General features: G+C 62.1%; 23 protein-coding genes. 8 read left to right on the top strand and 15 right to left on the bottom strand.

Annotation, left to right across the window (positions count from 1 at the left end; genetic code table 11):
• Window positions 1-139 precede the first annotated feature (139 nt).
• Window positions 140-505, bottom strand: a complete 366-nt coding sequence (locus CEC48_RS08980; protein WP_088423413.1) for a helix-turn-helix domain-containing protein — start codon at window positions 503-505, stop codon at window positions 140-142.
• Window positions 506-586: 81 nt separating this feature from the next.
• On the opposite strand from CEC48_RS08980, the gene CEC48_RS08975 reads away from it, so the two are divergent.
• Window positions 587-826, top strand: a complete 240-nt coding sequence (locus CEC48_RS08975; protein WP_088423412.1) for a DNA-binding protein — start codon at window positions 587-589, stop codon at window positions 824-826.
• Between the two features lie 64 nt (window positions 827-890).
• Here the strand turns inward: CEC48_RS08975 and CEC48_RS08970 are convergent, their stop codons facing one another.
• On the bottom strand, window positions 891-1325 hold the full coding sequence (locus tag CEC48_RS08970; protein WP_088423411.1) for a GNAT family N-acetyltransferase: 435 nt from the start codon (window positions 1323-1325) through the stop codon (window positions 891-893).
• A gap of 13 nt (window positions 1326-1338) precedes the next feature.
• Window positions 1339-2091: a carbon-nitrogen hydrolase family protein gene (locus CEC48_RS08965; RefSeq protein WP_088423410.1), complete on the bottom strand. Its 753-nt coding sequence runs from the start codon at window positions 2089-2091 to the stop codon at window positions 1339-1341.
• 618 nt (window positions 2092-2709) lie between these two features.
• On the opposite strand from CEC48_RS08965, the gene CEC48_RS08960 reads away from it, so the two are divergent.
• On the top strand, window positions 2710-3780 hold the full coding sequence (locus CEC48_RS08960; protein WP_088423409.1) for a 3-deoxy-7-phosphoheptulonate synthase: 1071 nt from the start codon (window positions 2710-2712) through the stop codon (window positions 3778-3780).
• 132 nt (window positions 3781-3912) lie between these two features.
• Here CEC48_RS08960 and CEC48_RS08955 read toward each other — a convergent pair whose 3' ends face one another.
• From CEC48_RS08955 to CEC48_RS08905, 11 genes are all read right to left on the bottom strand, one after another.
• Complete coding sequence (locus tag CEC48_RS08955) at window positions 3913-4614, bottom strand: NAD(P)H-dependent oxidoreductase (protein ID WP_088423408.1); 702 nt, start codon at window positions 4612-4614, stop codon at window positions 3913-3915.
• A gap of 9 nt (window positions 4615-4623) precedes the next feature.
• On the bottom strand, window positions 4624-6243 hold the full coding sequence (locus tag CEC48_RS08950; RefSeq protein ID WP_088423407.1) for an ABC transporter ATP-binding protein: 1620 nt from the start codon (window positions 6241-6243) through the stop codon (window positions 4624-4626).
• 2 nt (window positions 6244-6245) lie between these two features.
• Window positions 6246-7073, bottom strand: a complete 828-nt coding sequence (locus CEC48_RS08945; RefSeq protein WP_088423406.1) for an ABC transporter permease — start codon at window positions 7071-7073, stop codon at window positions 6246-6248.
• A 3-nt stretch (window positions 7074-7076) separates the two neighbouring features.
• Complete coding sequence (locus CEC48_RS08940) at window positions 7077-8036, bottom strand: ABC transporter permease (protein ID WP_088423405.1); 960 nt, start codon at window positions 8034-8036, stop codon at window positions 7077-7079.
• Window positions 8037-8233: 197 nt separating this feature from the next.
• Window positions 8234-9820, bottom strand: coding sequence for an ABC transporter substrate-binding protein (locus tag CEC48_RS08935; protein WP_088423404.1), 1587 nt, complete (start codon window positions 9818-9820; stop codon window positions 8234-8236).
• 12 nt (window positions 9821-9832) lie between these two features.
• Complete coding sequence (locus tag CEC48_RS08930) at window positions 9833-11443, bottom strand: 5-guanidino-2-oxopentanoate decarboxylase (protein WP_088423403.1); 1611 nt, start codon at window positions 11441-11443, stop codon at window positions 9833-9835.
• Window positions 11444-11454: 11 nt separating this feature from the next.
• The gene (locus tag CEC48_RS08925; protein WP_088423402.1) at window positions 11455-13554 is read right to left on the bottom strand and encodes an acetate--CoA ligase family protein; all 2100 of its coding nucleotides are present in this window, start codon (window positions 13552-13554) and stop codon (window positions 11455-11457) included.
• Between the two features lie 18 nt (window positions 13555-13572).
• Window positions 13573-14733, bottom strand: coding sequence for an acyl-CoA dehydrogenase family protein (locus CEC48_RS08920; RefSeq protein ID WP_088423401.1), 1161 nt, complete (start codon window positions 14731-14733; stop codon window positions 13573-13575).
• A 41-nt stretch (window positions 14734-14774) separates the two neighbouring features.
• Window positions 14775-15566, bottom strand: coding sequence for an enoyl-CoA hydratase/isomerase family protein (locus CEC48_RS08915; protein WP_088423400.1), 792 nt, complete (start codon window positions 15564-15566; stop codon window positions 14775-14777).
• Between the two features lie 154 nt (window positions 15567-15720).
• Window positions 15721-16359: a TetR family transcriptional regulator C-terminal domain-containing protein gene (locus CEC48_RS08910; RefSeq protein WP_088423399.1), complete on the bottom strand. Its 639-nt coding sequence runs from the start codon at window positions 16357-16359 to the stop codon at window positions 15721-15723.
• Between the two features lie 41 nt (window positions 16360-16400).
• A complete protein-coding gene (locus CEC48_RS08905) occupies window positions 16401-17159 on the bottom strand; it encodes a class II aldolase/adducin family protein (RefSeq protein ID WP_088423398.1) in 759 nt (252 codons plus the stop codon).
• Window positions 17160-17292: 133 nt separating this feature from the next.
• Here CEC48_RS08905 and CEC48_RS08900 point away from each other — a divergent pair, with 133 nt between their 5' ends.
• The 6 genes from CEC48_RS08900 (at window position 17293) to CEC48_RS08870 (ending at window position 25404) form a co-directional block, all read left to right on the top strand.
• A complete protein-coding gene (locus CEC48_RS08900; RefSeq protein ID WP_088423397.1) occupies window positions 17293-19248 on the top strand; it encodes an FAD-dependent oxidoreductase in 1956 nt (651 codons plus the stop codon).
• Complete coding sequence (locus tag CEC48_RS08895; protein WP_256579684.1) at window positions 19236-19814, top strand: helix-turn-helix domain-containing protein; 579 nt, start codon at window positions 19236-19238, stop codon at window positions 19812-19814. The genes CEC48_RS08900 and CEC48_RS08895 overlap by 13 nt, the downstream gene beginning before the upstream one ends.
• Before the next feature lie 315 nt (window positions 19815-20129).
• Complete coding sequence (locus tag CEC48_RS08885; protein ID WP_088423394.1) at window positions 20130-20957, top strand: hypothetical protein; 828 nt, start codon at window positions 20130-20132, stop codon at window positions 20955-20957.
• A gap of 162 nt (window positions 20958-21119) precedes the next feature.
• Window positions 21120-22508 carry an amidase gene (locus CEC48_RS08880; protein WP_088423393.1) on the top strand — a complete coding sequence of 463 codons (1389 nt, stop codon included), beginning with the start codon at window positions 21120-21122 and terminating at the stop codon, window positions 22506-22508.
• 94 nt (window positions 22509-22602) lie between these two features.
• The gene (locus CEC48_RS08875; RefSeq protein WP_256579683.1) at window positions 22603-23955 is read left to right on the top strand and encodes a citrate-proton symporter; all 1353 of its coding nucleotides are present in this window, start codon (window positions 22603-22605) and stop codon (window positions 23953-23955) included.
• Window positions 23956-24057: 102 nt separating this feature from the next.
• Window positions 24058-25404: an OprD family outer membrane porin gene (locus CEC48_RS08870; RefSeq protein ID WP_088423392.1), complete on the top strand. Its 1347-nt coding sequence runs from the start codon at window positions 24058-24060 to the stop codon at window positions 25402-25404.
• Between the two features lie 3 nt (window positions 25405-25407).
• Here the strand turns inward: CEC48_RS08870 and CEC48_RS08865 are convergent, their stop codons facing one another.
• On the bottom strand, window positions 25408-26310 hold the full coding sequence (locus CEC48_RS08865; protein WP_017475444.1) for a LysR family transcriptional regulator: 903 nt from the start codon (window positions 26308-26310) through the stop codon (window positions 25408-25410).
• Window positions 26311-26342 lie beyond the last annotated feature (32 nt).

Genomic DNA, 26342 nt, shown 5'->3' with positions numbered 1-26342 from the left:
CGATATGGTCTTATAGGTTGCTGAACACCTTAGCAAAAAACCAAGGCGCAGACCTAGCTGCAAGCGTCATATATATAGAGTTTCAATACACAACGAGCCCTCGCCGAATGGCAGGCGGCTCAATTTGCTGGGTAAAAGGTCAGGAATCCTGGGTCGATGACCTGCTTTTTCCATTACTCGAGGTTGAATGCTCGGCCAGGGTGGAGGTCAGGCGATGGATTGCATCCTGGTCCTCCTTGAACATTGCCCGGTAGTTGCCCAGTACTTTCTCTTCGATCTGGCTCAGGTTTTCAAGTTGAGTCGGCGTCGGAGTGCCGGTTAATACGTACAGGATATCGACACCTCTTTCTGCCACGCGGGACAAGTAATCCGCCTTGGGCGCGCGCCCGCCATTTTCATATTTTCCCTGTGCGTTAGCCTCTACACCTCCTATTTCACCAAAGTTTTTCTGCGACAGGCCAAGTCGCTCTCTTTCTTGTCTTAACCGGGAACCGATTCCACTCATTTGGATGTATGATCCTATTTGGCACACCCCAAGAGGTGACACACTCATCTCGTTTTACACAAACTTGAACGGTTTTGAACTATGCCCGGTATTCGCACTGCTGCACAAGCCAAGGCCTGGCTGGAACATCAAGGTAAGTCTGTTCAAGCGTTCGCCCGGGAACATGGCGTGGACCCGGCCACCACTTATCAGGTGCTCGCTGGGCGCAAAAAGGGACGGCGTGGAGAAGCCCATAAGGTGGCGGTCCTGTTGGGCATGAAGGACGGCATCATTCTGATTGAGGACGAAACCGTGAGGCATGATCACGAAATCACCTCTTGAAGGCAGTATGCGCTTATTAAAATCGAGTGCCTGTTTTCCTCAAAGGGGTAGTACTCGCTCCTGATCACGGGCGGCATCCGCGCTCCATGCGCCAGAAACAATCCTCCGCGCCAACGATTTCCAGGCCCTTGCGCTGATAGAGCCTTCGCGCCGGGTTGGTCTTGAAAACGGTCAACCGTAAAAGACCCAACCCTTCTGCGCGCGCCTTATGCACCATCTGCTCGATGACCCAGCCGCCAGCCCCTTGATGACGAAACGCCTCAAGGATGTGCAATTCGCGGATATACAACGCCTTTGGGTCACGACTGATACTGATAAAACCCAGCACCTCGTTATCGCGACAGATCAGCCAGTTCTCCCGCCCGGCCCAAGCGGTATCGAACCCCGCATCGGACCACGACAAATCGTATTGGCGATAATAGTTGCTCATGGCTTGATGGGTCAGGGTTCTAGCGAATGCCAGGTGTTGGCTGGTCGCGGTCTGCAGTTGAAACGCCATGTGCCTGCGCTCCCTAAATCGCCACCTGTTCCCCGTGCCACTCGCCTGCCGGGTCGCGCCGCGCAATCACCAGCGTATCGCCCACACCCGGGCTAGCTGCGATCAAACCGCCATCAGCGCCCCAGATTGCGCTGCGCCCGGCGCAGGTCCAGCCACCGGTTGGGCCGCCGTGGTTGGCCATCAGCACCACCATTTGATGCTCAGCGGCGTAGCCCTGGAGCAACGTGGTGTCCGGCGCGTAGCCGCCTTCGCTGATCAGCACGCCGGCGGCGTAGATAGTCGCCCCGGCCTCGGCAGCCTGCCGTGGATGTCTGGCGTGGGAGAAGTCTGCGCATACAGCCAGGGCAATCCGGTCTTCACCCCATTCAAGGGCCGCACCGCCCTGCCCCGCAGCAAACGCTGCTTCTTCGCCAGGGTGCAGATGCTGTTTGGTATAGACGGCCACCGAGCCGTCCGGCCCCAGCACCAGTGCGCCGATCAACACCTCACTTGCGCCACCCAGGCGAATCGGCATGCCCACCACAGCGGTGATGCGCAACTCACGGGCCATCTCCCGCAACGGCGCCAGCACTTCATCGTCCGGCGCAATCGCCAGCCCGGCGGCCAGGGGCGGCTCATAGCCGGTCAGGGACAGTTCTGGAAACACCAACAATTGCACACCGTGCTCTGCCGCAATACACATGAATGCCAGGTGACGGGCGATATTGCCGGGCACGTCGCCCGCAATGGAAATGGATTGGGCAGCAGCAATCGTCAAGGCAGTCATGGTCGCATCCAGGCAATCATCGTGAAGTCTGTGCAGCATATCGATACTTGGGTCATAGCCGTAAGTACCCAACCTCAATAGAAATTACTGATTGAATCCGCCCACTCGCCTCAGTTAAGCTCCACCCATCATTTGGAGACACACCATGTTGCAACTCACCCACACTCAGGTTTGCCCTGCTGCCAGCGCCCAGCGCTCGGTCGTGGCTAGCCGTGTGAGCGGTTTGAGCGCACTGGTAAGCTTTTATTTTGGGTATTGGTTTAGCCACTGGCGCGCCTGATACCTGAAATCGGCGCCCACTACTCAAGGGGTCGCCTACCAGAGAAATCTAACCCCCGGTCGGCTCCCCGACCGGGGGTTTTGTTTTTTCAGCCCTTATTATTTTTGCCACACACCGAACACTTAAAGGACTCACGACATGAACTACGCCACCTATTACCGCTACGACACCTCCACCGCCTGGCGATTTAGCAAGCTCCGTTCGGGACAGCCTGCCGCCTCCGATCGGTCACCTATTGGTGGCAAGCCAACACGCGTAGCCAATACGGCCAATTGTCGAACACCCCAGTAGGGCCAAGCGCGCGGGAACAGCCCGCCGCTTGCCCAGGAAGCCCGAATATGAACTCGTCCATCGCCGCTGTGCCTGTTTCCACCCTGTCCTGCGCCAATGAAGCGCTGACCCAGCGTTTGCCCAGCTCCCTTGAGCTCAAGCACCAACTGCCCCTGAGCCCGTTCCTCAACGAACAGATCCACGCCCATCGCCAAGCCGTTCGCGCCATCCTCAAGGGCGAAGATTCACGCCTGTTGGTGATCGTCGGCCCGTGCTCGATCCACGACCCGGAATCGGCCATGGAATACGCGCGCAACCTGAAAAAACTGGCCCATGAAGTCAGTGACCAGATGCTGCTGGTGATCCGCGCCTACGTCGAAAAACCCCGCACCACCATCGGCTGGAAAGGCCTGGCCTACGACCCGCGCCTGGATGGCAGCGACGACATGGCCGCCGGCCTGAGCCTGTCCCGGGAACTGATGCGCGAAATGCTGCGCCTGGGCTTGCCGGTGGCCACCGAGTTGCTGCAACCGATGGCCGCCGGCTACTTCGATGACCTGCTGAGCTGGGTCGCCATTGGCGCGCGCACCACCGAATCGCAGATCCACCGCGAAATGGCCAGCGGCCTCGGCATGCCCGTGGGCTTCAAGAACGGCACCGACGGCGGCGTGGCCATCGCCTGTGACGCCATGCGCTCCGCGGCTCACCCGCACCGCCACTTCGGTGTCGACAGCCAGGGCCATCCGGCGATCATTCAGACCCCGGGCAACCCCGATACCCACCTGGTATTGCGCGGCGGCCACCGTGGGCCGAACTACGATCGCCAGAGCGTGGCGCAGGTTCACGCGGACCTGGCCAAGAGCAAAGTCACGCCACGGATCATGGTCGACTGCAGCCACGCCAACAGCGGCAAAGACCCGCTGCGCCAACCGGCGGTGTTCAATGATGTGCTGGAGCAGCGCTTGCAGGGCGACACGTCGCTGATCGGCATGATGATCGAAAGCCACCTGTTCGAAGGCTGCCAGCCGCTCGGCCCGTCGATAAAATACGGCGTGTCGATCACCGACGGTTGCCTGGGCTGGAACGGCACCGAGCAGTTGCTGCGCAGCGCCGCCGAGCGATTGCGGGCACAGCCCTAAACGGGTTGATCCATGGAGATCAAACTGTGGGAGCGGGCTTGCTCGCGAAAGCGGTGTGTCAGTCAGCACATGTATTAGCTGACCCAACGTATTGGCGAGCAAGCCCGCTCCCACATTAGATCTCCACTGCACTCATGTGAGCGGGTACAGCGCCTCATCAAACTGCTCCAGCTTGGGAAACACCAACGGCTGGTCATCCGCCAGCCTTTCCAATCGCTGCTGGTAACCGTGCAGGAAATCCTGGCGGGCCTCGGCGCTGATATACGGCACATGCCACGCCACAAACGGCTCCAGCACCTCAAAGCCAACATACGCCAGCGTGCCACGCAGAATCGGCCGCAGCATGTCCGCAAGCGGTCCGTGAATCGCACGTTCGCCAAACATATGCTCGCGCCCGCCGAGGGTGACCGTCACCAGCGCTTTCTTGCCGGCGAGCCCGCCCTGATCATAAAACCGCTTGCCGCCGTAGCACACACCCGACACCAGCACCCGGTCAATCCAGCCCTTGAGCATCGCCGGGGCCGAGAACCAGAAGATCGGGAAGTTGAGGATCAGCAAATCGGCCCACAGCAGCTTGTCCAACTCCTGCTGGATATCCGCCGCGATGGATTGGCTTTTCACCCCCAGTCGCTGCTCCAGCGCATACACCAGGTACTCGGGATTCTCCCGCGAGGTAAAGTCCGAGGCGCTGGCCACCGGGTTCCAGTTCATCCCATAGAGATCGCTGACCTGCACCTCATGCCCCTGCGCTTGCAGGGTGGAAATGGCCTGGTCACGCAAGGCCGCGGTAAACGACTGCGGCTCGGGATGAGCATGGACAATCAAAACCTTCATAAACGTTCCTCAAGAAGTAAGCGCGGCCCGTTCGGCCAGCACATGGTCCAGCCAGTCGGGGTCCATTTCCGGCTCCGATGAAAATAGCAGGCCGGTGTAGTCCTGATACGGCGGCGTGAAGATCGCGCTGCGGCTGCCCTGGTCCACCACCCTGCCGCGTTGCATCACCACCACTTCATCGGCGATGGCGCGCACGGTAGCCACGTCGTGGGTGATAAACAGGTAGGCCACGCCCAACTGCTGCTGGATACGGTTGAGCAACTTCAGCACGCCCTCGGCCACCAGTTGATCCAGGGCCGAGGTCACTTCATCGCAGATAATCAGTTGCGGGTCGGCCGCCAGGGCGCGGGCGATGCAAATCCGCTGCTTCTGGCCGCCGGACAGTTCACGTGGCTGACGCTCCATGAAGGTGGCAGGGTCCAGTTCGATCATCTCCAGTAACTCGGCGACACGGGCGCGCATGGCCTTGCCCTTGAGGCCGAGGTAGAAGGTCAGTGGCCGGCCGATAATATCGACGATGCGTTGGCGCGGGTTCAGCGCGGTATCCGGGATCTGATAGATCATCTGGATCCGCCGCAACTGCTCCTTGCTACGCCGACGAAAATCCACCGGTAACGCTTCGCCGTCATACAGCACCTGCCCCGCCGTGGCCGGCAGCAGCCCGGTGATCAGGCGTGCCGTGGAGCTTTTGCCACTGCCGGATTCGCCGATCACCGCCAACGTCTGGCCGCGATACAGGCTCATCGACACGTCGTGCAGCACCGGCTGATGCCCGTAGCTGGCGCACACCTGGCGCACCTCCAACAACGGCACTTGCTGCTCCGGGCAAGCCTTGGGCTCGGTGCGAAAACTGCGCACCGCCCACAGGGACTTGGTGTAGTCCTGCTGCGGTGCGCTGAGCATGGTGCGAGTCTCGGCCTCCTCCACCAGCTTGCCGTGGCGCAGCACCATGATGCGGTCGGCCATCTGCGCGACCACCGCCAGGTCATGGCTGATATACAGCGCGGCGCTGCCGAAGGTTTTTACCGCATCGCGAATCGCCGCCAGCACTTCGATCTGGGTGGTGACGTCGAGGGCGGTGGTGGGTTCGTCGAAGATGATCAAATCGGGGTGACAAGCCATCGCCATAGCGGTCATCACCCGTTGCAGTTGCCCGCCGGAAACCTGATGCGGATAACGCTGGCCAATGGTTTCCGGATTGGGCAGGCGCAGCACGCGGTAAAGCTCCACCGCCTCGCGTTCGGCCTGGGCACGGCTGATACCGCCGTTGATCACAGCCGCTTCCACATGCTGGTCAATCAGCCGGTGGGCCGGGTTGAACGAGGCAGCGGCGCTTTGCGCAACGTAGGCAATGCGCAGGCCACGCAGCTTGCGCAGTGCTTCAGGCTTGGCCTGCAACAGCTGAATGCCGTCAAAGCACACCGAGCCGCCGGTGATGCGGCAACCATCGCGGGCAAAGCCCATGGCCGCCAGGCCCAAGGTTGATTTACCCGCGCCAGACTCACCAATCAACCCCAGCACCTCGCCCCGCTGCAACGTCAGGTCGATGCCCTTGATCAGCGGGTGCCAGGCATCTTCGTAATGCCCTTCGATCTGCAGGTTGCGGATTTCCAGCAGTGGCTTGTCCATCCTCAACACTCCTTCAGGCCGCTGGATTTATGCAGCATCCAGTCGACCACAAAATTCACGCTGACGGTGATCAACGCCACCGCCAGGGCCGGCAGCAACGGGCTGATGTCGCCGAAGGTAATCAGCACCGCATTGTCGCGGACCATGCTGCCCCAATCGGCGGTCGGCGGTTGAATGCCCAGGCCGAGGAACGACAGCGCACTGATAAACAAAAACACGAAGCAGAACCGCAGGCCGAACTCGGCAATCAACGGCGCGGCGGCATTGGGCAGCACTTCGCGGGTGACCAACCACCACAGCCCTTCCCCACGCAACCGCGCGGCTTCGACAAAGTCCTGTACCACCACGGTCATCGCCACGGCCCGGGACAGGCGAAACACCCGGGTCGAGTCCAGCAGTGCAATCACCAGCACCAGCGACGTCGCGTTGGTGCCGACCACGCTGAGAATCAGCAAGGCGAAAATCAGTTGCGGGATCGCCATCAAGATGTCCACCACCCGCGACAATCCCTGGTCCACCGAGCCACCCTTGATCGCCGCCACCAGGCCGCTCAAACCGCCCAGCAAAAACGCCAGCACCGTCGTCAGAAACGCGATGCCCAAGGTATTGCGCGCGCCATACACCAGACGGCTGAACATATCCCGTCCGAGGTTATCGGTGCCCAGCAGGAACTGACCGCTCCAGGGCGCAAACCCGTCACCCACCACCTGGGTTTCGCCATACGGCGCGAGCACCGGTGCAAACAGCGCCACCAGCACATACAGCACGATAATCAGCAGGCCGAACTTCGCGCTCAATGGCGCCCGGGCCAGTTGTGTGAGAAGGCTCATGGTCTACCCCTTGGGATGCATCAGGCGTGGGTTGCTGGCGATGGACAGCACATCGGCGCCGGTGTTGAGCAGGATGTAAGTGGCAGCGAAGATCAGGCTGCAGGCCTGCACCACCGGGATATCGCGCTTGGACACCGAGTCCACCAGCAACTGGCCGAGCCCCGGGTAGACAAAGACCACCTCGACCACCACCACGCCCACTACCAGATACGCCAGGTTCAGCGCGATCACGTTGACAATCGGCGCCAGCGCATTGGGCAGCGCGTGGCGCCAGATAATCCGCGACTGGCTGATGCCCTTGAGCCGGGCCATCTCGATGTAGGGGCTGGCCAGCAGGTTGATCAGCGAGGCGCGGGTCATGCGCATCATCTGCGCGATCACCACCAGGCTCAGGGTGGCGACCGGCAGCACCGAACGGTCGAGGATGGTGCCGAATGAGGCGTCGGGCGCCAGGTTGGACAGGCTGGGAAACCAGCCGAGCTTGACCGAAAACACCAGGATCAGCAGGTAGGCGACGAAGAACTCGGGAAACGACACCGCGCTCAGGGCCGAGGTATTGAGCAGGCGATCGAACCAACTGTTGCGGTACAGCGCAGCGAGCATCCCCAGCACCAGCGCCAGGGGCACCGAGACCAGCGCGGCCAATGCCGCCAGGCGCAGGGTGTTGCCCAGGCGTGCGCCAATCAGCTCGGCGATGGGCCGCTGGTTGGCCAGGGAAGCGCCGAGGTCGCCGTGCAGCAGGCGCAGCAGCCATTGCACGAAGCGGCTCAGGGGTGGCAGGTCCAGGCCCAGTTGTGCACGAAAGGCCGCCACGGTTTCCGGCGTGGCGGACTGGCCGAGCATGGCCTGGGCGATATCGCCGGGAAGCATGCCCACGGCCAGGAAGATGATCACCGACACGGCGAACAAAGACAGCAGGCCGAGGGCGAGGCGTTGGAGCACCAGTTTGAATAGGCTATTCATGTTCGGTTCTCATGAGTTGGGCATTTTCCCGAAGGCGACAAATATCCAATGTGGGAGCGGGCTTGCTGTGGCGAGGGGGCTTGTCCCCCGTCGGGTTCACCACAGATTGATGGGGCTGCTTCGCAGCCCAACGCGGGGCAAGTCCGCTCACCACAGAAGCCCGCTCCCACATTTGATTTGCGGCGTTTCTGAAATCTTCACGCCTGCCACCACCGCTCGATCAGCCGCAACCCATCCAGTTCCCCATACGGCGCCGTCAGCGGTCCATGACTGACGCGGTTCGAGCGTGCCGCCACGGAGCTGGCAAACAGCGGCACAATCGCCCCGCCATCGTCGCGGCACAGGCTCTGCATTTCGTTGTACATCTCCTGGCGCACCGGCGCGTTCATCTCACCGCGCGCAGCGTTGAGCAACTGGTTGAAGCGGGCGTTATCCCAATGGGTTTCGTTCCACGCCGCGCCCTTGGCGTAGCCGATGCTGAACATGCGGTCGGCGGTGAGGCTGCTGTACCAGAACGAGGTGGTGAACGGCTGCTTCATCCACACGTTGGAGAAGAACCCATCGGTCGGTTCACGCACCACGTCGATATCAATCCCGGCCTGGCGTGCCTGCTCCTTGAACAGCACCGAGGCGTCCACCGCGCCGGTGTACGCGGCGTCGGAGGCTTGCAGGCGCACCTTGAGCGACTCCACACCGGCCTTGCGCAGATAGAAACGCGACTTGTCCGGGTCGTAGGTACGCTGCTCAAGGGCGGCATTTATGAAGCGGCTGCCGGGTTGGATCGGATGATCGTTGCCCACCAGGCCATAGCCATGCAGCACCGAGGCCAGCAGGGTTTCGCGGTTGATCGCATGCTTCATCGCCATGCGGATATCGTTGTTCTTGAACTCATTGCTGTCGCACAACATCGGGAAGGTGTAGTGCTGGGCACCCTTGGTTTCTTCGATGACCAGCGCAGGGTTGCGCTTGAGCAGGGCCACGGTTTTCAGGTCGACCTTGTTGATCACGTCCACTTGCCCTGTGACCAGCGCATTCACCCGCGCCGCGCCGTCGGCAATGGCGATCAGCTCGGCACTGGCGAAATGCGCCCTTCCCTGCTTCCAGTAATCAGGGTTGCGCTCCAGGTCCATGCGCACGCCGGGCTCGAAGCTTTTCAGGCGATAACCGCTGGTGCCGATCCCGGCCTGCCAGTCGGCGGCGCCGTCCTTGGCGGGCATGATCACCAGGTGGTAATCAGCGACCACATAGGCGAAATCGGCATTGCCCGAGTGCAGTTCAAACACCACCCCGTCGGTGCCCTTGGCGCTGACGCTGGCCACATCGCCGAGCACCGTCTTGGCCGCCGAGGTGGATTTGGCCTCCAGGTGGTGGTTGATCGAGGCCACCACGTCTTCGGCGGTCAGGCTTTTGCCGTTATGGAAGGTCACGCCCTGGCGCAGTTTGAAGGTCCAGATGCGCGCGTCGGGCGTCGACTCAAAGCTTTCGGCCAATTCAGGGATGGCGCGGCCGTCCACCGCGATTTCAGTGAGGGTGTTGTACACCGCCGAAAAGCCGACGAAGGTGAAGGTGTCTACCCAGGAGCCGGGGTCGCGGGAGTCGGTGGTGCTGCCGCCGGCCAGGCCCATGCGCAGCACGCCCCCCGGCTTGGGCACGGCCTCTTCGGCGAAAGCGTGCAGCGGCAGGCCCATGGACAACGCGGCCGCCACGGCACCGGCTACGGCGCTGTGTTTGAGAAAGTCCCGTCGGTGCATCGCTTGAGTCATTTTGTTGTTGTTTTCGCTCATGGTGTTGCTCCTCTAAAGGTTCACACAGGCATGCTTCAACTCGATCAAGGTCACGCTGTTGCGCTTGAAACCGTTACGCAAATCCGTCTGCAGCTCATCCAGGTTCTGTGGCTCGCTGACCGTGCAACCAAACGCCCGCGCCAGCGCGGCGAAGTCCGGATTGCGCGGCAGTACGCCGATGGGTTCGATGTCCAGGCTCAGCATGTCGTCGCGAATTTGCCCAAGGGCGTCGTTGTTCCACAGCAACACCACCAGCGGACTGTTTAGCTCTTCCACTGCCGTGGCCAGTTCCTGGGCGGTGTAGAGAAAACCGCCGTCGCCCACCAGCACCAGGCCAGGCCGTTCAGGCGCGCCGAACTTGGCGCCGATACCGGCCGGCAGGCCATAGCCCAAGGTGCCGTAGCCGGTGGGGTGCAACCAGCTGCGGGTGGCGTTGCTGGGGAAGGCGTAGTTGCCGGTGTAGGCCAGCTGGGTCATGTCACTGCTGATGAAGGCATTGGCGGGCAGCTCGGCGGCCACGCGGTCGAGAATCGCCTGGTGAATTCGTTGCAACGGACCATGGCCGCTACTGACTGCCAGGCGTAATGCCGCAACGGCCCTGCGCGCCTCGTCGGCGTTGCACGGCGTGGCCGGCAGACGCTCCAGCAGGACCAGCGCGGTGTGGTGGGCATCCCCGTGCAGCGCCACGGCACAGGGATAAAAATCGTTGAACTTGCGCGGGTCGATATCCACTCGCAACAGCTCGCCATTAATCGGCAGGCGTTCGCGCCAGAAGTCGGTATCGGCCATTTCAGTACCGATGGCCAACACCACATCCGCCTGCGCGATGAGCTGCCAGCCCGGCTCGACGCACAGGGTGGCCCCGGCATTCAGCGGATGCTCCACCGGCAGCAAACCCTTGCCGGCCACACTGCTGAAAAACGGCGCCGCCAATTGCGTGCTCAAGCGCTGCAAGGCATCCGCCGCCAACAACGCACCACCACCGGCGATGATCATCGGGCGCTTGGCCGCAGCCAGTTTCGCCACGGCCTGATCGAGGCTTTCAGCCGACGGCAAACCGCGCTCGGGACGGCGCACCACTTCATTGCTCCAGTCCCGCTTGATCGGTGCCGACAGCACATCCAGCGGCACCGAAATATGCACCGGCCGTGGCCGCTCACTGTCGAACACCGCGTAGGCCCGCGCGATCAATTCCGGCAAATCCTCGGCACTCAACGCCACCGCCGAAAACGCGGTGATGGGGGCGGTCATCGCGCGTTGGTCCTGGGTTTCATGCAGGCAGCCCCAACCCTTGCCGAGGCTGGCGGTGTGGTTGACGCTGGAAATCACCAGCAGCGGAATCGAGTCGGCATACGCCTGGCCGATGGCCGTCGCGGCATTGGTCACACCCGGCCCGGTGATGATGAAACACACACCCGGCTTGCCGCTGACCCGCGCATAACCGTCGGCCATGAAGCCGGCCCCCTGCTCATGGCGGGTCAACACATGGCGGATGCCGCTGCCGGGCAAGCCGCGATACAGCTCCAGCGTATGCACGCCAGGAATCCCGAATACAGTGTCGACACCATAATTGGCCAGTAATCGCACCAGGGCCTGGCCGCCCGTCAAGGTTTTGCTTTGCATCGTCATCTCCTTCACGCCTGGGCGAGACGGATCAATGCATCGACCGCCGTGGCGCCCCGGGCATTGACCAGCAATGGGTTTACATCCAGTTCCAGCAACTGCCCGGCGTTGGCGCAGGCGTAGTCGGCCACCGCACGAATGGCCGCCACCAACGCCTCCATGTCGGCCACTTCACGCCCGCGAAAGCCTTGCAGCAATGCGGCGCTGCGCAGGCTGAGCAAGGCATTGCGGATCGCGTCGTCTGTGGTCGGCAGCAACAGGCTGCGACTGTCCTTGAGCAATTCCACGAGGATGCCACCGGCGCCGATCACCAACGCCAGGCCGAAATCGTTTTCGCGCTTGATACCAACAATCAGCTCGGCCAGCGGTGGCGTGGCCATGGATTCCAGCAGCAGGTGATCGAAAGGTACGTCTGGTGCATAGGCGGCGATTTGCTCGCGCATCTGGGCCAGGGCGGCGGTCAAGGCAAGGCCGTCCCGTAGGTTGAGCGCCACCGCGCCGGCTTCGGTTTTATGCGGCAGGTCGGCACTGACGGCTTTGAGTACCAGCGGGTAGCCCAGCAGTTTGGCGTCGGCAATCGCCCGCGCGGGAGTACTCAAAACGGCCGTCGGCGTAGTCAACCCGAACGCGCGTAAAGCTTGCTTGGAATCCCACTCGTTGAGCGACTGCCCGTGCTCTTCAAGCGCTTGCGGGCACAGCGGGACCAGTATCGATTCACCCCGCGCCAGGAGCGCCCGGCGATTGTTTTGGTAGTCGGCAATCCGGCCCCAGGCAGCCATGGCATCTTCCACACCTTGCAACGCCGCAACACCCTGGGCATGCAGGCGCTCGCGGGCGTGGGCCGGCAGCAGTTCGGGGAATGCCGAGGTGACAAAACCGGTCTTTCCGTGGCGACTCAGCGCGCTGCAAAACAGCTCCAGCAGCAGGTCGCATTCCTTGCGCTCACCGGTAAATTCAGCCGGGTAGTCGAGCACCAGCATCGCCGCATCCGCTTCAGTGCGCAGTGCCGTGTCGAGCATCGTATTCAGGGCTTCGCTGTTGCCCCAGATGGCCGTTGTGAAGTCCAGCGGGTTGACCAGGTTGGCGTAGCTGGGCAGTACCTGCGCCAGTTCCGAGCGCTGGCCTTCATCGAGTTTGGGCAGGCTTAAATCGTTGCGCTCGGCGTAGTCGGCAATCAACCCGGCATCGCCACCGGAACAGGCCAGGGCGATCAGGCTGTTGCCCGCTGGCAAATTACCGCAGGCCGCTGCTTTCAGGGTTTCGACAAAACTCACCGGCCCGCTCACCCGGATCACGCCGAGGCGCGCAAACAGGCTGTCGTACAGCGCATCAGAGCCCGATAAAGAGCTGGTATGACTCAAGGCCAACTCGGCGCCGATCTGCGACACGCCGGTTTTCAGGGCGATGATCGGGATACCTTTTTCCAGCGCCTTGTGGGCCGCACGGGCAAACCCCGGCACATTCTTCAAGCCTTCCAGGTGCAAGCCGATGGCCGTGACACGTGGCTCATCCAGCAGCACATCCAGCAATTCGGCAACGCCCAATTGCGCCTGGTTGCCCACCGACGCCATATAGGCCACCGGCAGCGAACGGTCACTCATGGACAGGTTGTAGGCGAAGTTGCCGCTCTGGGTCAGCACCGCAACGCCCTTCTCTACCGGCTTGCCGCCATGGGCCACCGGCCACAACGCCGAGCGGTGCAGGTAGTCCAGCAGGCCATAGCAGTTGGGACCGAGCAGCGCCATCTCGCCCGCCGCCTTGAGCAATTGTTGCTGCAAGGCCTGGCCCTCGGCGCCGGTTTCGGCAAACCCGGAGGCGTAGCAAATAGCGCCACCGGTGCCGATGGCCGCCAACTCGGCGACACAGCTCAGGGTCAGCTCGCGGTTGGTGGCGATAAACACCGCATCCGGGCCGCACGGCAAATCGGCCACGCGACGCACGCAGGGAATGCCGTCGAGGCTGTCATGCTGCGGATTGACCAGCCACATCTGGCCCTCAAAACCACCCTCGGCGCAGCGCTTGAGGGCGCGGGCCATGCTGCGCCCACCGACGAACGCCAGGTGACGGGGCGCCAGCAGGCGCTTGAGATTGTCGCGAATAGCCTGGGACATAAGCGTTCTCCGACCCGATCAGCGCAACAGCGGCCGCAACAGTTCGCGGGCAATAATGTGGCGCTGGATTTCCGAAGTGCCTTCCCAGATCCGCTCGATCCGCGCGTTGCGCCAGATGCGCTCCACCGGCCCTTCGTCCATCAAGCCCATGCCGCCGTAAATCTGCACAGCCTCGTCGGCGACCTTGCCCAGCACTTCACTGGCAAACAGCTTGGCCATACCAGCCTCGCCATCGGTCATGGTGCCCTGGTCCATCTTCCAGGCGGTGTTCAGGGTCAGCAGTTCGGCTGCGCGGATTTGCGTGGCCATGTCGGCGAGCTTGAACGAGATACCTTGATAAGTGCCGATGGGCTGGCCGAACTGTTTGCGGTCTGCCGCCCATTGCAGGGACACATCCAGCGCACGCTGGGCCTGGCCCACGCAGTTGGCGGCCACCATCACCCGGCCGGCAGTCAGCCAGGCGTTGGCGACTTCCCAGCCTTTGCCGACTTCACCAAGGACTTTGGAAGCCGGTACGCGGCAGTCGTCGAAGAACATTTCATAGGTGTGGTAACCGCGGTTACTGACGCACTTGGGGCCCCGGCGAATGGTCATGCCCGGCGTGCCACGGTCCACCAGGAACGAGGTCACGGCGTTACGCTGGCGGCCGTTGTGTTCGTAGGTGTCGGTGACGGCAAACACGATGGCGAAATCCGCGTGGCCGGCGTGGCTGATGAAGTGCTTGCTGCCATTCAGCACAAAGTCATCACCGCTGCGCACGGCGCGGGTCTTGATCGCGTTGGCATCAGAACCGGCGCCCGGTTCGGTGAGGGCAAAGCAGTCGACCTTCTTGCCCTGCACACACGGCAACAGGTACTCGCCAATCTGCGCGCCGGTGCAGGCCATGAGGATTTTCGACGGCCGGGCGACAAACACATGCAGCGCCCAGGACACCTTCGACAACTCCCGTTCGATCAACGCCTGGGACAGGTAATCCAGGCCGCCACCGCCAACTTCTTCCGGCATGTTGAAGGCATAGAAACCAGCAGCGATGGCCTTGTCACGGATCTGCGCGGCGAGTTCCGGCGAGACTTCATCGGCGCGGTCCACCGCCTCCTCGTGGGGCAACAACTCCTTGGCAACAAAACTGCGTACCGCGTCCACCAACATGTCTTGTTCTTGGCTGGGCTGGAAATTCATGGCGCTACCTGTCGATCGTTCGAGGGTGTTTTGAGGCGGGATTATTTGCCGGAGAAATTCGCTGGGCGCTTTTCCATCGAGGCGCGCAAGGCTTCAGCACCGTCGGCACTGCGGCCACACAGCAAGCCGGCGGCGAGTTCAGCCTGGAGCTGCTCGGGCAGGCTGCGCGCGGCGCCTTCGCGGATAAGGGTTTTAGTTTGGGCAAAGGCGAACGTCGGGCCGTTGGCCAGGCGTGTGGCCAGGTCGGTGACGTGGGCGTGCAGTTGCTCATCGGCGACCACTTCGCCCACGAGGCCTGCGGCCAGGGCGCGATCAGCGCTCCACAATTCATCGAGGAACAGCAGGCGCTTGGCTTGTTCACTGCCGATCAAGCGCGGCAAATGCCAGCTGGCACCGGCGTCCGGCGAGTAGGCCATACTGGTGTAGCCGGCCTTGAAGCGTGCCGATTGGGCCGCCACGCGCAGGTCGCAGCACAGGGTCAGGTCCACGCCGGCGCCGACCGCCGTGCCGTTGATGGCGGCGATGGTGGGTTTGTCGAGGGTGTGCAGGCGGGTCATCAGGCCGTGGGCGGTTTCGGTCCAGCCGTAGGTTTCGAGGGCGCCACGGGCTTCGGCGTCGGCCCATTCGGCGAGGTCGGCACCGGCGCAGAAGCTGCGACCGCTGGCAGTCAGCACCACCACGCGCACGGCCGGGTCACTGTTGAATCCGTCCAGCAACGCATGCAAGTGCTTGAGGGTCGGGATGTCCAGGGCATTGCGCTGGGCGCCACGATTGAGAGTGATCCAGGCGATGCCTGCTTGCACTTGAGTGAGCACGGACGGTTCTGTAGTCATGGGATCCTCGAATTATTTTAATTGGCTTGAGGGGGGCGACATGGGGCGATACTAAACGAGTGTTCAGTAAGGAGGCAATCGGGTAGCTGCAAATATTTTTCGAGGGGGAATGCCCGCCTGAACATTGCGTTCAGGCGGCGAAGAAAACGTCAGTTCAGGGTTTGATCTGGAAGCGCTGGCGGCCGCCGGCCTGCAAACCATCGACCCAGGCTTCGCAGATCTGGATACCTTGCTCCGGGGTGAACGTGCCGGGGTTGAGCCCCGATTCCAGCCACAAACCATCGAGCAAGGCACTCAAGGCAATGGCGGCCAAGTCGGCGTCAAAGTGCTTCCAATCCTCCTCTGCAGCCATGTCGACCAAAGCCGAACGCATGATGGTGCGATACTCGCCATAGGAATGTTCGTGGGCCTGGTTGATCGCCGGCGCGGTCTTGACCGCGCCCCAGAACACCAACCAGGCATCCAGCAGTTGCGGGTCCAGCAACTCGGGGGAAAACGAGCCGCGAAAAAACGCCGACAATCGTTCGCGCGGGCTGGGTGGCGCCTTGGCCATGGCATCACGCAGCAGGTCCATCACCTGCCGGGTGATCGACCGATAGGCCTCGGCCACCAGTTCATCCTTGCCCGAATAGTGATGACTGATCAGCCCCACCGACACCCCTGCCTCGGCACTGATCTTGCGGATTGACGCGCCCTGAAAGCCGTCGCGCTTGAGGCACACCAGCGTCGCCTGGACCAGATTGGCCTTGCGCAACTCCGGTTCCATGCGGGAGAAACGGGTTTCCTGGGTCATGAGGCGGTGTCCTTGGGTTGAGTCGGCTGGACGACTCTACCTCACTCCCGGAACCCCGGCGACACCCGATCCAGCAACCGCAGCAGTGCCGCCCATGCCAGTTGCATGGCGTCCAGGTCCGCCAGCTCACCCTCTTCCAATGGCCGGCCAGGCTCATTGAACTGCCGCTCGGTGTATTCACACACATCGGCCGGCGGCAGGATCAGCTTGCCGCACACCTGGGCGGCGATCTGGATATCGCAGGCCTTTTCCAGGTAGTACATGCGCAGGAATGCCTGACTGACCGTCTCCCCTACCGTCAACAGGCCATGGTTGCGCAGCATCAACACCGGCTTGTCGCCCAGGTCACGAACCAGTCGTTGTTGCTCGTCCATATCCAGCGCTACGCCTTCGTAGTCGTGGTAGGCGACCTTGCCGTAGAACTCCATGGATATCTGGTTCACCGGCAACAGCCCGCATTCGAGTGCCGCCACCGCGCAGCCTGCGCGGGTGTGGGTGTGCAGCACGCACTGGGCATCTGCGCGGGCCGCGTGAATGGCGCTGTGGATCACAAAGCCCGCCGGGTTGACGCCATGGGCCGACGCCTCGACCGCACGCCCGTCCAGGCCGATTTTCACCAGGCTGGACGCGGTGATCTCCTCAAACATCAGCCCATAGGGGTTGATCAAAAAGTGATGCTCGGGCCCCGGAATGCGCACCGAGATATGCGTGAAGATCAGGTCGCTCATGCGAAAGTGCGCGATCAGGCGGTAGCAAGCGGCGAGCTCTTCACGCAGCTGTCGTTCGGTGGCCCCAGTCATTTTTTTATTCTCCAGGCGGGTGAGTGATGTGGCTGACGCTAATCCAGTCGCCAGTAAAAAAACAAGTTGATTTTTTACTGAGGCTGACCTCCTATAGAAAAATAACAACAACAGCGCCTGGAGTATCCGCACCATGTCGGCCCATGCCTTCCCACGTCTTTTTGAACCGTTGGTACTGCGCGGAAAACGCCTGAAAAACCGCATCATGTCCAGCGGGCACGACACCTCGATGCCCACCGACAACCGGGTCAACGCGCAGTTGATCGCCTATCACCGGGCGCGCGCCGAGGGCGGCGTGGGGCTGATTGTGTTGCAGGTGGCCGGGGTGCATGACAGCGCCCGCTACACCTCCCATGTACTGATGGCCACCGATGACAGCTGCATCGACGGCTACCGCCAACTGGCCGAAACCTGCCATGCCCACGGTACCGTGGTGCTGTCGCAGATTTTCCACCCGGGGCGCGAAATCATGGAGTCTGCCGACGGCTTGCTGGCGGTGGCTTATTCGGCTTCCGGGGTGCCCAACGAGCGCTTTCGAGTGATGCCGCGTGCCCTTGACCAGGCGATGATCGACGAAATTGTCGCGGGCTACGGTGCGGCAGCAAAGCGACTGCACCAGGCCGGGATCGATGGTGTGGAGGTGGTCGCCAGCCATGGTTATCTGCCAGCGCAATTTCTTAACCCGCGAGTGAATCGCCGCACCGACGGCTACAACGGCGAGCTTGAACAACGCCTGCGTTTCCTGCGGGAAATCATCGCGGCAGTGCGTGCTGAAACCGACAAGCACTTCATCATCGGCCTGCGTATTTCCGCCGATGAGCGCGACCCCGAAGGCCTGACCGAAGAGGATTCCCTGGCCGCCGTGCAAAGCCTTCAATCACACCTGGATTATGTGCACATCGTCGCCGGCACCTCGGCCTCCCTCGGCGGTGCGATTCATATCGTACCGCCGATGGCCATTGCCCCCGCTTACCTCGCAGAAGAAGCCGCGACGTTCAAGGCCAGCCTGTCGATTCCGCTGTTCGTCACCGGGCGCATCAACCAGCCCCAGGAGGCCGAACTGATACTGCAACGCGGCCAGGCCGATGTGTGCGGCATGACCCGCGCACTGATCTGCGACCCCCGAATGCCAGCCAAAACCTCAAGCGGCCATGCCGAAGATGTACGGGCCTGCATCGCCTGCAACCAGGCCTGTATCGGTCACTTCCACAAGGGCTTGCCGATCTCTTGCATCCAGCACCCCGAGACCGGCCGCGAATTGCAGTTTGGCCAACTGCAACCGGCACTGCGGCGCAAGCGGATCATGGTGGCCGGTGGCGGCCCGGCGGGGATGAAAGCCGCAGCAGTAGCAGCGCAACGCGGGCATGAGGTGACCTTGTATGAAGCCAGTGGTCAGCTGGGCGGCCAGGTGCTACTCGCACAGTTGCTGCCACGGCGCAGCGAGTTCGGCGGCGCCAGTACCAATTTGCAACGCGAGATGGAACTGGCCGGGGTTCGCGTGATGCGCAATACCCGCGTCGACCGCGCGTTGGTGGAGCGTCAACAACCTGATCTGGTGATCATCGCCACCGGCGCCGAGCCCTATTGGCCGGCCTTCGAACGTGGCGGCGAGTTGCAAGTGGCGGACGCCTGGCAAGTGCTGCGCGATGAGGTCCCGCTGGGCCGTTCGGTGGTCGTGGTGGATTGGCGTTGCGACTGGATCGGCCCCGGCATCGCCGAACGCCTGACCCGCGCCGGCCACCAGGTGCAACTGGCGGTGAATGGCACCCATTGCGGGGAAAATTTGCCGTTATACGTGCGTGATCAACTGGCCGGCGAGCTGCATCGGCTGGGCATTTCGATCATCCCTTACGCCCGCTTGTACGGCTGCGACGACACCACCGTCTACCTGCAACACACTGCCAGTGGCGAGCCGATACTGCTGGAAAATATCGACACCCTGGTGTTGTGCCAGGGCCACCAACCGGTGGACACTCTGGGCGCAGAACTGGAAGGCCTGGTGGCGTTCCGGCGCATCGGCGATTGCCTGGCGCCGCGTACCGCCGAAGAGGCGATTTATGAAGGATTGAAGGTAGCGTGGGACATTTGAACGACCAACCGCCACAACTGTTTCTCGGCACCCGCATCCGTGGCTTGCGCAAGGCCCGGGGCTTGACGCTGACCGAATTGGCGCAGATGAGCGAATTGACGGCCGGCTATATCAGCCAACTGGAGCGCAACCTCGCGTACCCGTCGATTCCGGCACTGTTCAATATCGCCCGCAGCCTGGGGGTGACGATCCAGTGGTTTTTTGCCAGTGAGACCACCCCGGCAGCGGAGGATGAAGGGTTTGTGGTGCGCAAGAACAATCGCCAGAGCATTCACTATGAGGATGGCATCGTCGACCAGTTGCTGACGCCCCTGCCCAATCATCAATTGGAAATGCTGCATTCACGTTTTCCGCCTGGAACCTACAGCCAGCAGAGTTATAGCCATGAGGGTGAGGAAGCGGGTTATGTGCTGAGTGGGAAACTCGAGTTGTGGGTGGGCGAGCGGCATTTCCAGCTGGATGAAGGGGACAGTTTCAGCTTCCCCAGCAGTGAACCGCATCGGTATGGCAACCCCGGGAAGGTGGATGCGGTGGTGATTTGGGTGATCACGCCGCCGACGTTTTAGACCGTTGGAGTGAATGGAGACGTTTCCTACGGGAACTGGCGACGCTGGCACACCGGCCATCAATGGCGGGGGTCAAGGCCGCTTGCTATAAAAACGACTACATCTTTTCGAGGTCGTCGCCATGTTTGGATTGTATTCGTTATTCGCCGGTAAGCCGACTCAGGATGACTTGGATACGGTGGAAGCCATCAAGTCAAAAAGAACCATGAGGATTGAGGGAGAATGGGGTATTTCAGTCTCCGCCGAAGAAGTCATGGAGTCCGAGGCCTACAAAGAAGCAATTCGCCAAGTCCGCAAAATGGAGTCCAGTGATTCATGGGCCTGCTGATCATTTTTCCGTTACTGGTCAGCGGTTATCTGGTGTGTATCAAACATCCTTATTACTACTGCCGGCTGCATCGTTTTGAAGGGCAGTTACTCTATCTGCATGTTGCGCGACTGGGGCTGGTTTGCCTGGTCGTCGCTAGCCTGATAAGTGCCTTGATTCTGGCATTGTCCCAACAGGCGGTTTACGTCGCAGGCCGTGAGGTTGCAACAGACTATGGCCGCTATCTTGGCGTCCTATTGGTACAACTCGATATTGCCAACGAAAAGAATGCCGCACTTTGGGTTTTCTGGCTGCAGACCGGTTTGACCACCATGGTCATTCCTTCTCTCTGGGCAAGACTTTATGTCAACACGAAGAAAAAAGAGCTGAAGTTGAAATCCGATGAACAACTAAACTGCCGGCTCGCTTTGAATATCCTTGAAGGCACGCCTTTCAAATACCTGCTCAGGGAATCCATCCAGAAGTACACACCTTGCATGTTCAGCTTGAACGATCGGAAGGTGTATGTCGGTATTGTCGTATTCGTTGGCATGCCCACAGAGTCAGAAGGAATGGACCATGCCTTCACTCTTCTTCCCCTACTCAGCGGCTATCGTGACAAGGACACACTGGAAGTCACCCTGGGCACGCGATATTCAGATAACAGCCACCCCGCCCCCATCATGCTGATCCAGGAAAACGTAGTCTCTGTCACTCGCTTCGATTTCACCACCTGGAACACTTCACACGCTCGAAAGAACCGCCCACCTCAACAGGAGCAGTTCTTCAATCACCGCCCCATCCGTGCGACAAAAGCCTCAAGCGCCTGCGCCTGAGGATTTAAAATAATCTAGGGGCTGCGCCTCGGGGTTTCAGTGCACACAAAAACGCAACACTGAACTGCACCGATTGTGATGGCCGCGCCACCCTCGGGTTTATATAGTCATCCCTACTGCAACCCGCCATGAGCCAGCCGGCCCATCCCAAGGAAGCGTTCGATGACTGACCTGCACACCCTTACGGCCGCCGAACTGCTGGCGCAATTCGCCAGCCGGCAACTCGCGCCCATCGACTATTACGACCAGCTCCTGGCCCACATCGACCGCTGGGAGCCGCAGATCAACGCGCTCTACGCCTTCGACCCGCAACAGGTACGCCAGCAGGCCCAGGCCTCCACCGAACGCTGGAACAAAGGCCAGCCCAACGGCGCCCTCGACGGCGTGCCGGTGACACTCAAGGAATTGATCGCCACCGAAGGCGTGCCCATTCCCCTCGGCAGTGCCGCCACGCGCCTGACCCCGGCCCTCAAGGACGCGCCGCCCGCTGCCCGTATGCGTGAAGCGGGCGCCATCATCCTGGCCAAGACCACCAACCCGGATTTCGGCATGCTGTCTTCCGGGCTGTCGAGCTTCCACGGCATCACCCGCAACCCCTGGAACACCGCCAACAACACCGGCGGCTCCAGCTCCGGTGCAGCCGCAGCCGCAGCCGCCGGTTACGGCCCGCTGCACGTGGGCACCGACATCGGTGGTTCGGTGCGCCTGCCCGCCGCCTGGTGTGGCCTGGTAGGGTTCAAGCCGACCCTGGGGCGCATCCCCATCGACCCGTACTACACCGGCCGCGCCGCCGGGCCCATGACCCGCACCGTCGACGACTGCGTGCTGCTGATGCAACACCTGGCGCGCCCCGATGCCCGCGACGCCACCAGCCTGCCGCCGCTCACTACCGAGTGGAGCAACCAGCCGCTGTCGGTCAAGGGCCTGCGCGTCGGCCTGATGCTCGAACCCGGCGTGGGCATGCAGCCTGAAGGCTTCGTGTGTGAAGCCGTGGAGCACGCCGCGCGGCTGTTCGAAGCCCATGGCGCCAAGGTCACGCTGATCCCGCCGATCATGGACCGCGCGCAACTCGACGGCCTCGACCATTTCTGGCGCGCCCGCCAGTGGGGCGACTTGTCGGCCTTGAGCAGCGAGCAGTTCGACAAGGTCTTGCCGTATATCCGCGACTGGGCCGCGCCCGGTGCCGAGATCAGTGGCGTACAGGCCGTGAAGGGCTTCAACCAGACCTTCGAAATGCGCCGCCGCACCGCGCAAGTGTTCACCGAACTCGACCTGGTGCTCTCCCCCACCAACCAGGTCAACGCCTTCCCGGCAGAATGGCCGTCACCGAGTAATGACCCGCAACTGCCGTTCGAACACATCGTGTTCACCGTGCCCTGGAACATGGGCGAGCAACCAGCGCTGTCGATCAATTGCGGTTTCGCCACCGACGGCATGCCCATCGGCCTGCAGATGATCGCTCCGCGCTTTGCCGATCAATGGCTGCTGCAAATCGCTAAAACCTACGAGAGCTGGCGTGGCGCAATCCACCACTGGCCGAATCCTTCCTGACTTTGACGCTGTAAGAACTGCCCACCCACACGCCAGCTCCGGGCCTACCCGGCCGGGAGCTCGGACGACCTATAACTAAAATCGAGGGGCTGGTATGCACACTGAGCAATTGACACGATCCGATCCTGATCACGCACCCGAAACACCGTCCCCGGACGCCGGCAAAAAGAGCATCTTCGCCGTGGTCCTGGGTAACGCCGTGGAGTTTTTCGACTTTGGTGTGTACGCAACCTTTGCGGTGATGATCGGCCACACGTTTTTCCCGTCCGACAGCGCCTTCGTCAGCTTGATGCTGTCGGTCACGGCCTTCGGTATCGGCTTTATCGTCAGGCCCCTGGGCGCGGTGCTGATCGGCGCCTACGCCGACCGCGTCGGGCGCAAACCGGCAATGCTGTTGACCCTGGTGATGATGGCTGTGGGCACCGGCAGCATCGCGATATTGCCCGGCTACGACACCATCGGCATCGCCGCGCCGATCCTGCTGGTGGTCACCCGCATGATCCAGGGCCTGGCCTGGGGCGGCGAAGCCGGCCCCGCCACCACCTACATCCTTGAAGCTGCGCCACCGCACAAACGCGGCACCTATGCCTGCTGGCAAGTGGTCGCCCAGGGCGTGGCAGCCATGGTGGCCGGGCTGGTGGGTTTCACCCTGACCAAAGTCATGTCCCCGGAAGACCTCAACAGCTGGGGCTGGCGCGTACCGTTCGTGTTCGGCTTGCTGGTGTTGCCAATCGGCATCTACATCCGCCGCAACCTCGCCGAAACCTTCCACGGCCACGGCGAGCAGACCAGCACCGGCGACCTGGTGCGGGAAGTCTGCGGCAAACATCGGCGGGCGCTGGTACTGGGGCTGCTGATCCTTTCCGGCAGCACCATCACCCAGTACTTCCTCAACTACATGACCACCTTCGCCCTCACCGAGCTGAAGCTGCCCACCAGCATCTCCATGCTTTCGACCCTGGTAGCTGGCGCCGCGATGGCCGTGTGTGCGGTGGCCGGCGGCATGCTCTGCGACCGTTTCGGCCGCCGGGTGATCCTGATGACGCCACGGGTAGTATTGCTGTTGATCCTGTTCCCGGCCCTGCAATTGATGACCGAGCACCCAAGCCCGGCGACCTTCCTGCTGACCCTTGCAGTACTCTCGGGCCTGCACGGCATGAGCGGCGCGGCGTTGATCGTGCTGCTGGTGGAAAGCTTCCCGAAATCCGTGCGTTCCACCGGTTTCTCCATCGTCTACGCCTTCGGTGTCGCAGCGTTTGGTGGCACCGCGCAGATCATCATCACCTGGCTGATCGGCACTACCGGCGACCCGATGTCACCGGTCTGGTACCTGCTGATCGCCAACCTGGTGTGCCTCACCGCCGCCTGGTTCGCCAAGGAAACCCGCCCCTCGCTGCCCGGCAGCCCGGCTCGCGAAACCCGGCTCGCAGAAGCCCCGGTTCGCTGATACACGCTTCCCACTGTCCCGCGTCTTTTCGCCACCGACCGGCAGCGCCTGAGGGCCTTGCCGGGACGGTCGCCTTACGTCTGATTTGTATGGGGATTTACCATGTATCCACGTCTTTTGCTGGCCGTCACTTTGGCCTCCAGTACCCAGGCTTTCGCCCAAGAGAACGCCCAAGCCAGCGCACCGGGCTTCCTGGAAGGCAGCACCCTGGACCTGAACTTGCGTCACTACTACTCCAACCAGCACACCAAACGCACCACCCACCTTAGCATCAAGAAAGCCGGCGGCATCGAGCCCACCCGCGTGCGGGAAACCTGGGTACAAACCAGCATGCTCAAGTACAGCTCCGGCTACACCCAGGGCCTGATTGGCGTGGGGGTGGACGCGGGGATCTTCAGCGCGGTCAACCTGGAACGCGGCCACGGCAAGGTCGCCAATGGCGGCGACCGCGTGCTGGTTAACGGCGACGGCGATGCGATTCCCACCTGGAGCCGCCTGGGCGTGGGCGACGTGCGTTTTCGCCTGTCCAGCACCGAGATCAAGGCCGGCCGTCTGATGACCGACAACCCGATCCTGCGCTACAAAGACAACCGCGCCCTGCCCTCCAGCTTCCAGGGCGTGGGCCTGTTCAGCAACGAATTCGACTGGTTGTCGGTGCAAGGCGGCAGCTTCGAACGGGCGATTCCGCGCACCGGCACCGGCGCCGAAAAGCTCACCACCACCTTCGGCAACCGCGCCTACAGCGGCGCGCGCATCAGCTACCTGGGAGCCACGGTCAAGCCGGGTTACGGGCTCGAAGCCAGCGTCTACGCATCGCGTTTCGAAGACATGTGGGACCAGACCTACGTCGGCCTGACCCACCGCATCGGCGACAAAAGCGACATCGCCCTCAAGACCGCCTTCAATTACTACCACACCAGCGATTCGGGGGCGAAAAACCTCGGCTACATCGACAACAACGCTGCCAGCCTGGCCTTCACCGCCACGCACCTGGCCCACAGCCTGACCCTGGCCTGGCAGCAAGTGTTCGGCAACGAATACTTCGACTACGTGTGGGAGTCCACCGGCAACTACATGGCCAACTCGCTGTACTCGGACTACAACGGCCCGAACGAAAAATCCTGGCAACTGCGCTACGACCTGGACTTCGCCGCCTACGGCGTACCCGGCCTCACGGCCAGCCTGTGGCACGCCAAGGGCTGGGACATCGACGGCACCCACTACGACGGCGACCGCAACGGCCACAACACCGGCTACAACGTGCGCGGCCTGGACGATGCCAAGCACAACGAAAACGGCTTGATGCTGGCCTACGTGATCCAGTCCGGGCAACTGAAAAACTCGGTACTGCGCACCATCGTCTACAACCACCGCGCCAGCGGCGGGCAGATTGACGGCAGCTACGACGAGTTCCGCATCGTCGCCAACGTGCCGATCAACATCTTCTAGGGCTCAGTTCAACGAACAACGCTGCATCGCCCCCGCCAGCATCTCCTGGCACTTGAGCACCGCCACCGAGCGGGGGCGGTTGCGGTATACGCACAGGTCGATGCGGATGCGGCCGAGGTCTTCATCGGCGATCGGCACGGCGACCAGGCCGTCGCCCAAGTCGCGTACGTCTGCCTCTACCTGGGGCAGAATCAGCACGGCTGCCCGTTGCCGGGCCAGGCTCTTCTGCACTTCCAGGGAACTGGTGGTGAACACCGGTTCGAGCGTCACTCCGCGTTTTTTCGCGGCCACTTCCAGGGCCTGGCGCACGCCATAGGCCGAGTCGGGAATCGCCAGGGGCTGGCCCTCCAGTTCGCTCAATTCGATGCTTTCGCGCTGGGCGAAAGGATGCTCGGCACTGACCAGCACCCGGTGCCATAACTGGCAGTGGGCGGTGACTTCAACGTCGGCGCGCTCTTGCAGATAGAACGCCAGGCCCAGGTCGGCTTCGCCGCTGCACAGGGCATCGAGGGTGGCGGAGGCGCTGGCGATCACGATGTTGAAGGTGACCTTGGGGTGGGCGCGGTAGAAGGTGGCGAGTACCGGGGCGAGCACGGTGGAAACGATACTTTCTGACACATGGATGCTGATGTTACCGGCCACCTGGCTTTGGCGGCTGGCGATGACTTCGCGTACCTGGTCGAGGCCGCGCAGGGTTGAGGTGACTTGTTCGGCGAGGCATTCGCCTTCTGCGGTGAGGCGGATGCCGCGGGGGCCGCGTTCAATCAGGGCGGCGCCGAAGAAGTGTTCAAGGTGTTCGATTTGGCGGCTGACGGCGGTTGGGGTGACGTATAGACGCTCGGCGGCCTTACGCAGGGAGGCGCAGCGGGCGACCTCGTGGAAATATCGCAAGGCGCGTAGCTGCATGGGGGGTGCTCCTTTTTTTTGGGGCTGGGGAG

The organism is Pseudomonas sp. K2I15 (assembly GCF_002204795.1).
GTDB lineage: Bacteria > Pseudomonadota > Gammaproteobacteria > Pseudomonadales > Pseudomonadaceae > Aquipseudomonas.
This window is presented reverse-complemented; position numbering and strand designations above follow the sequence as displayed.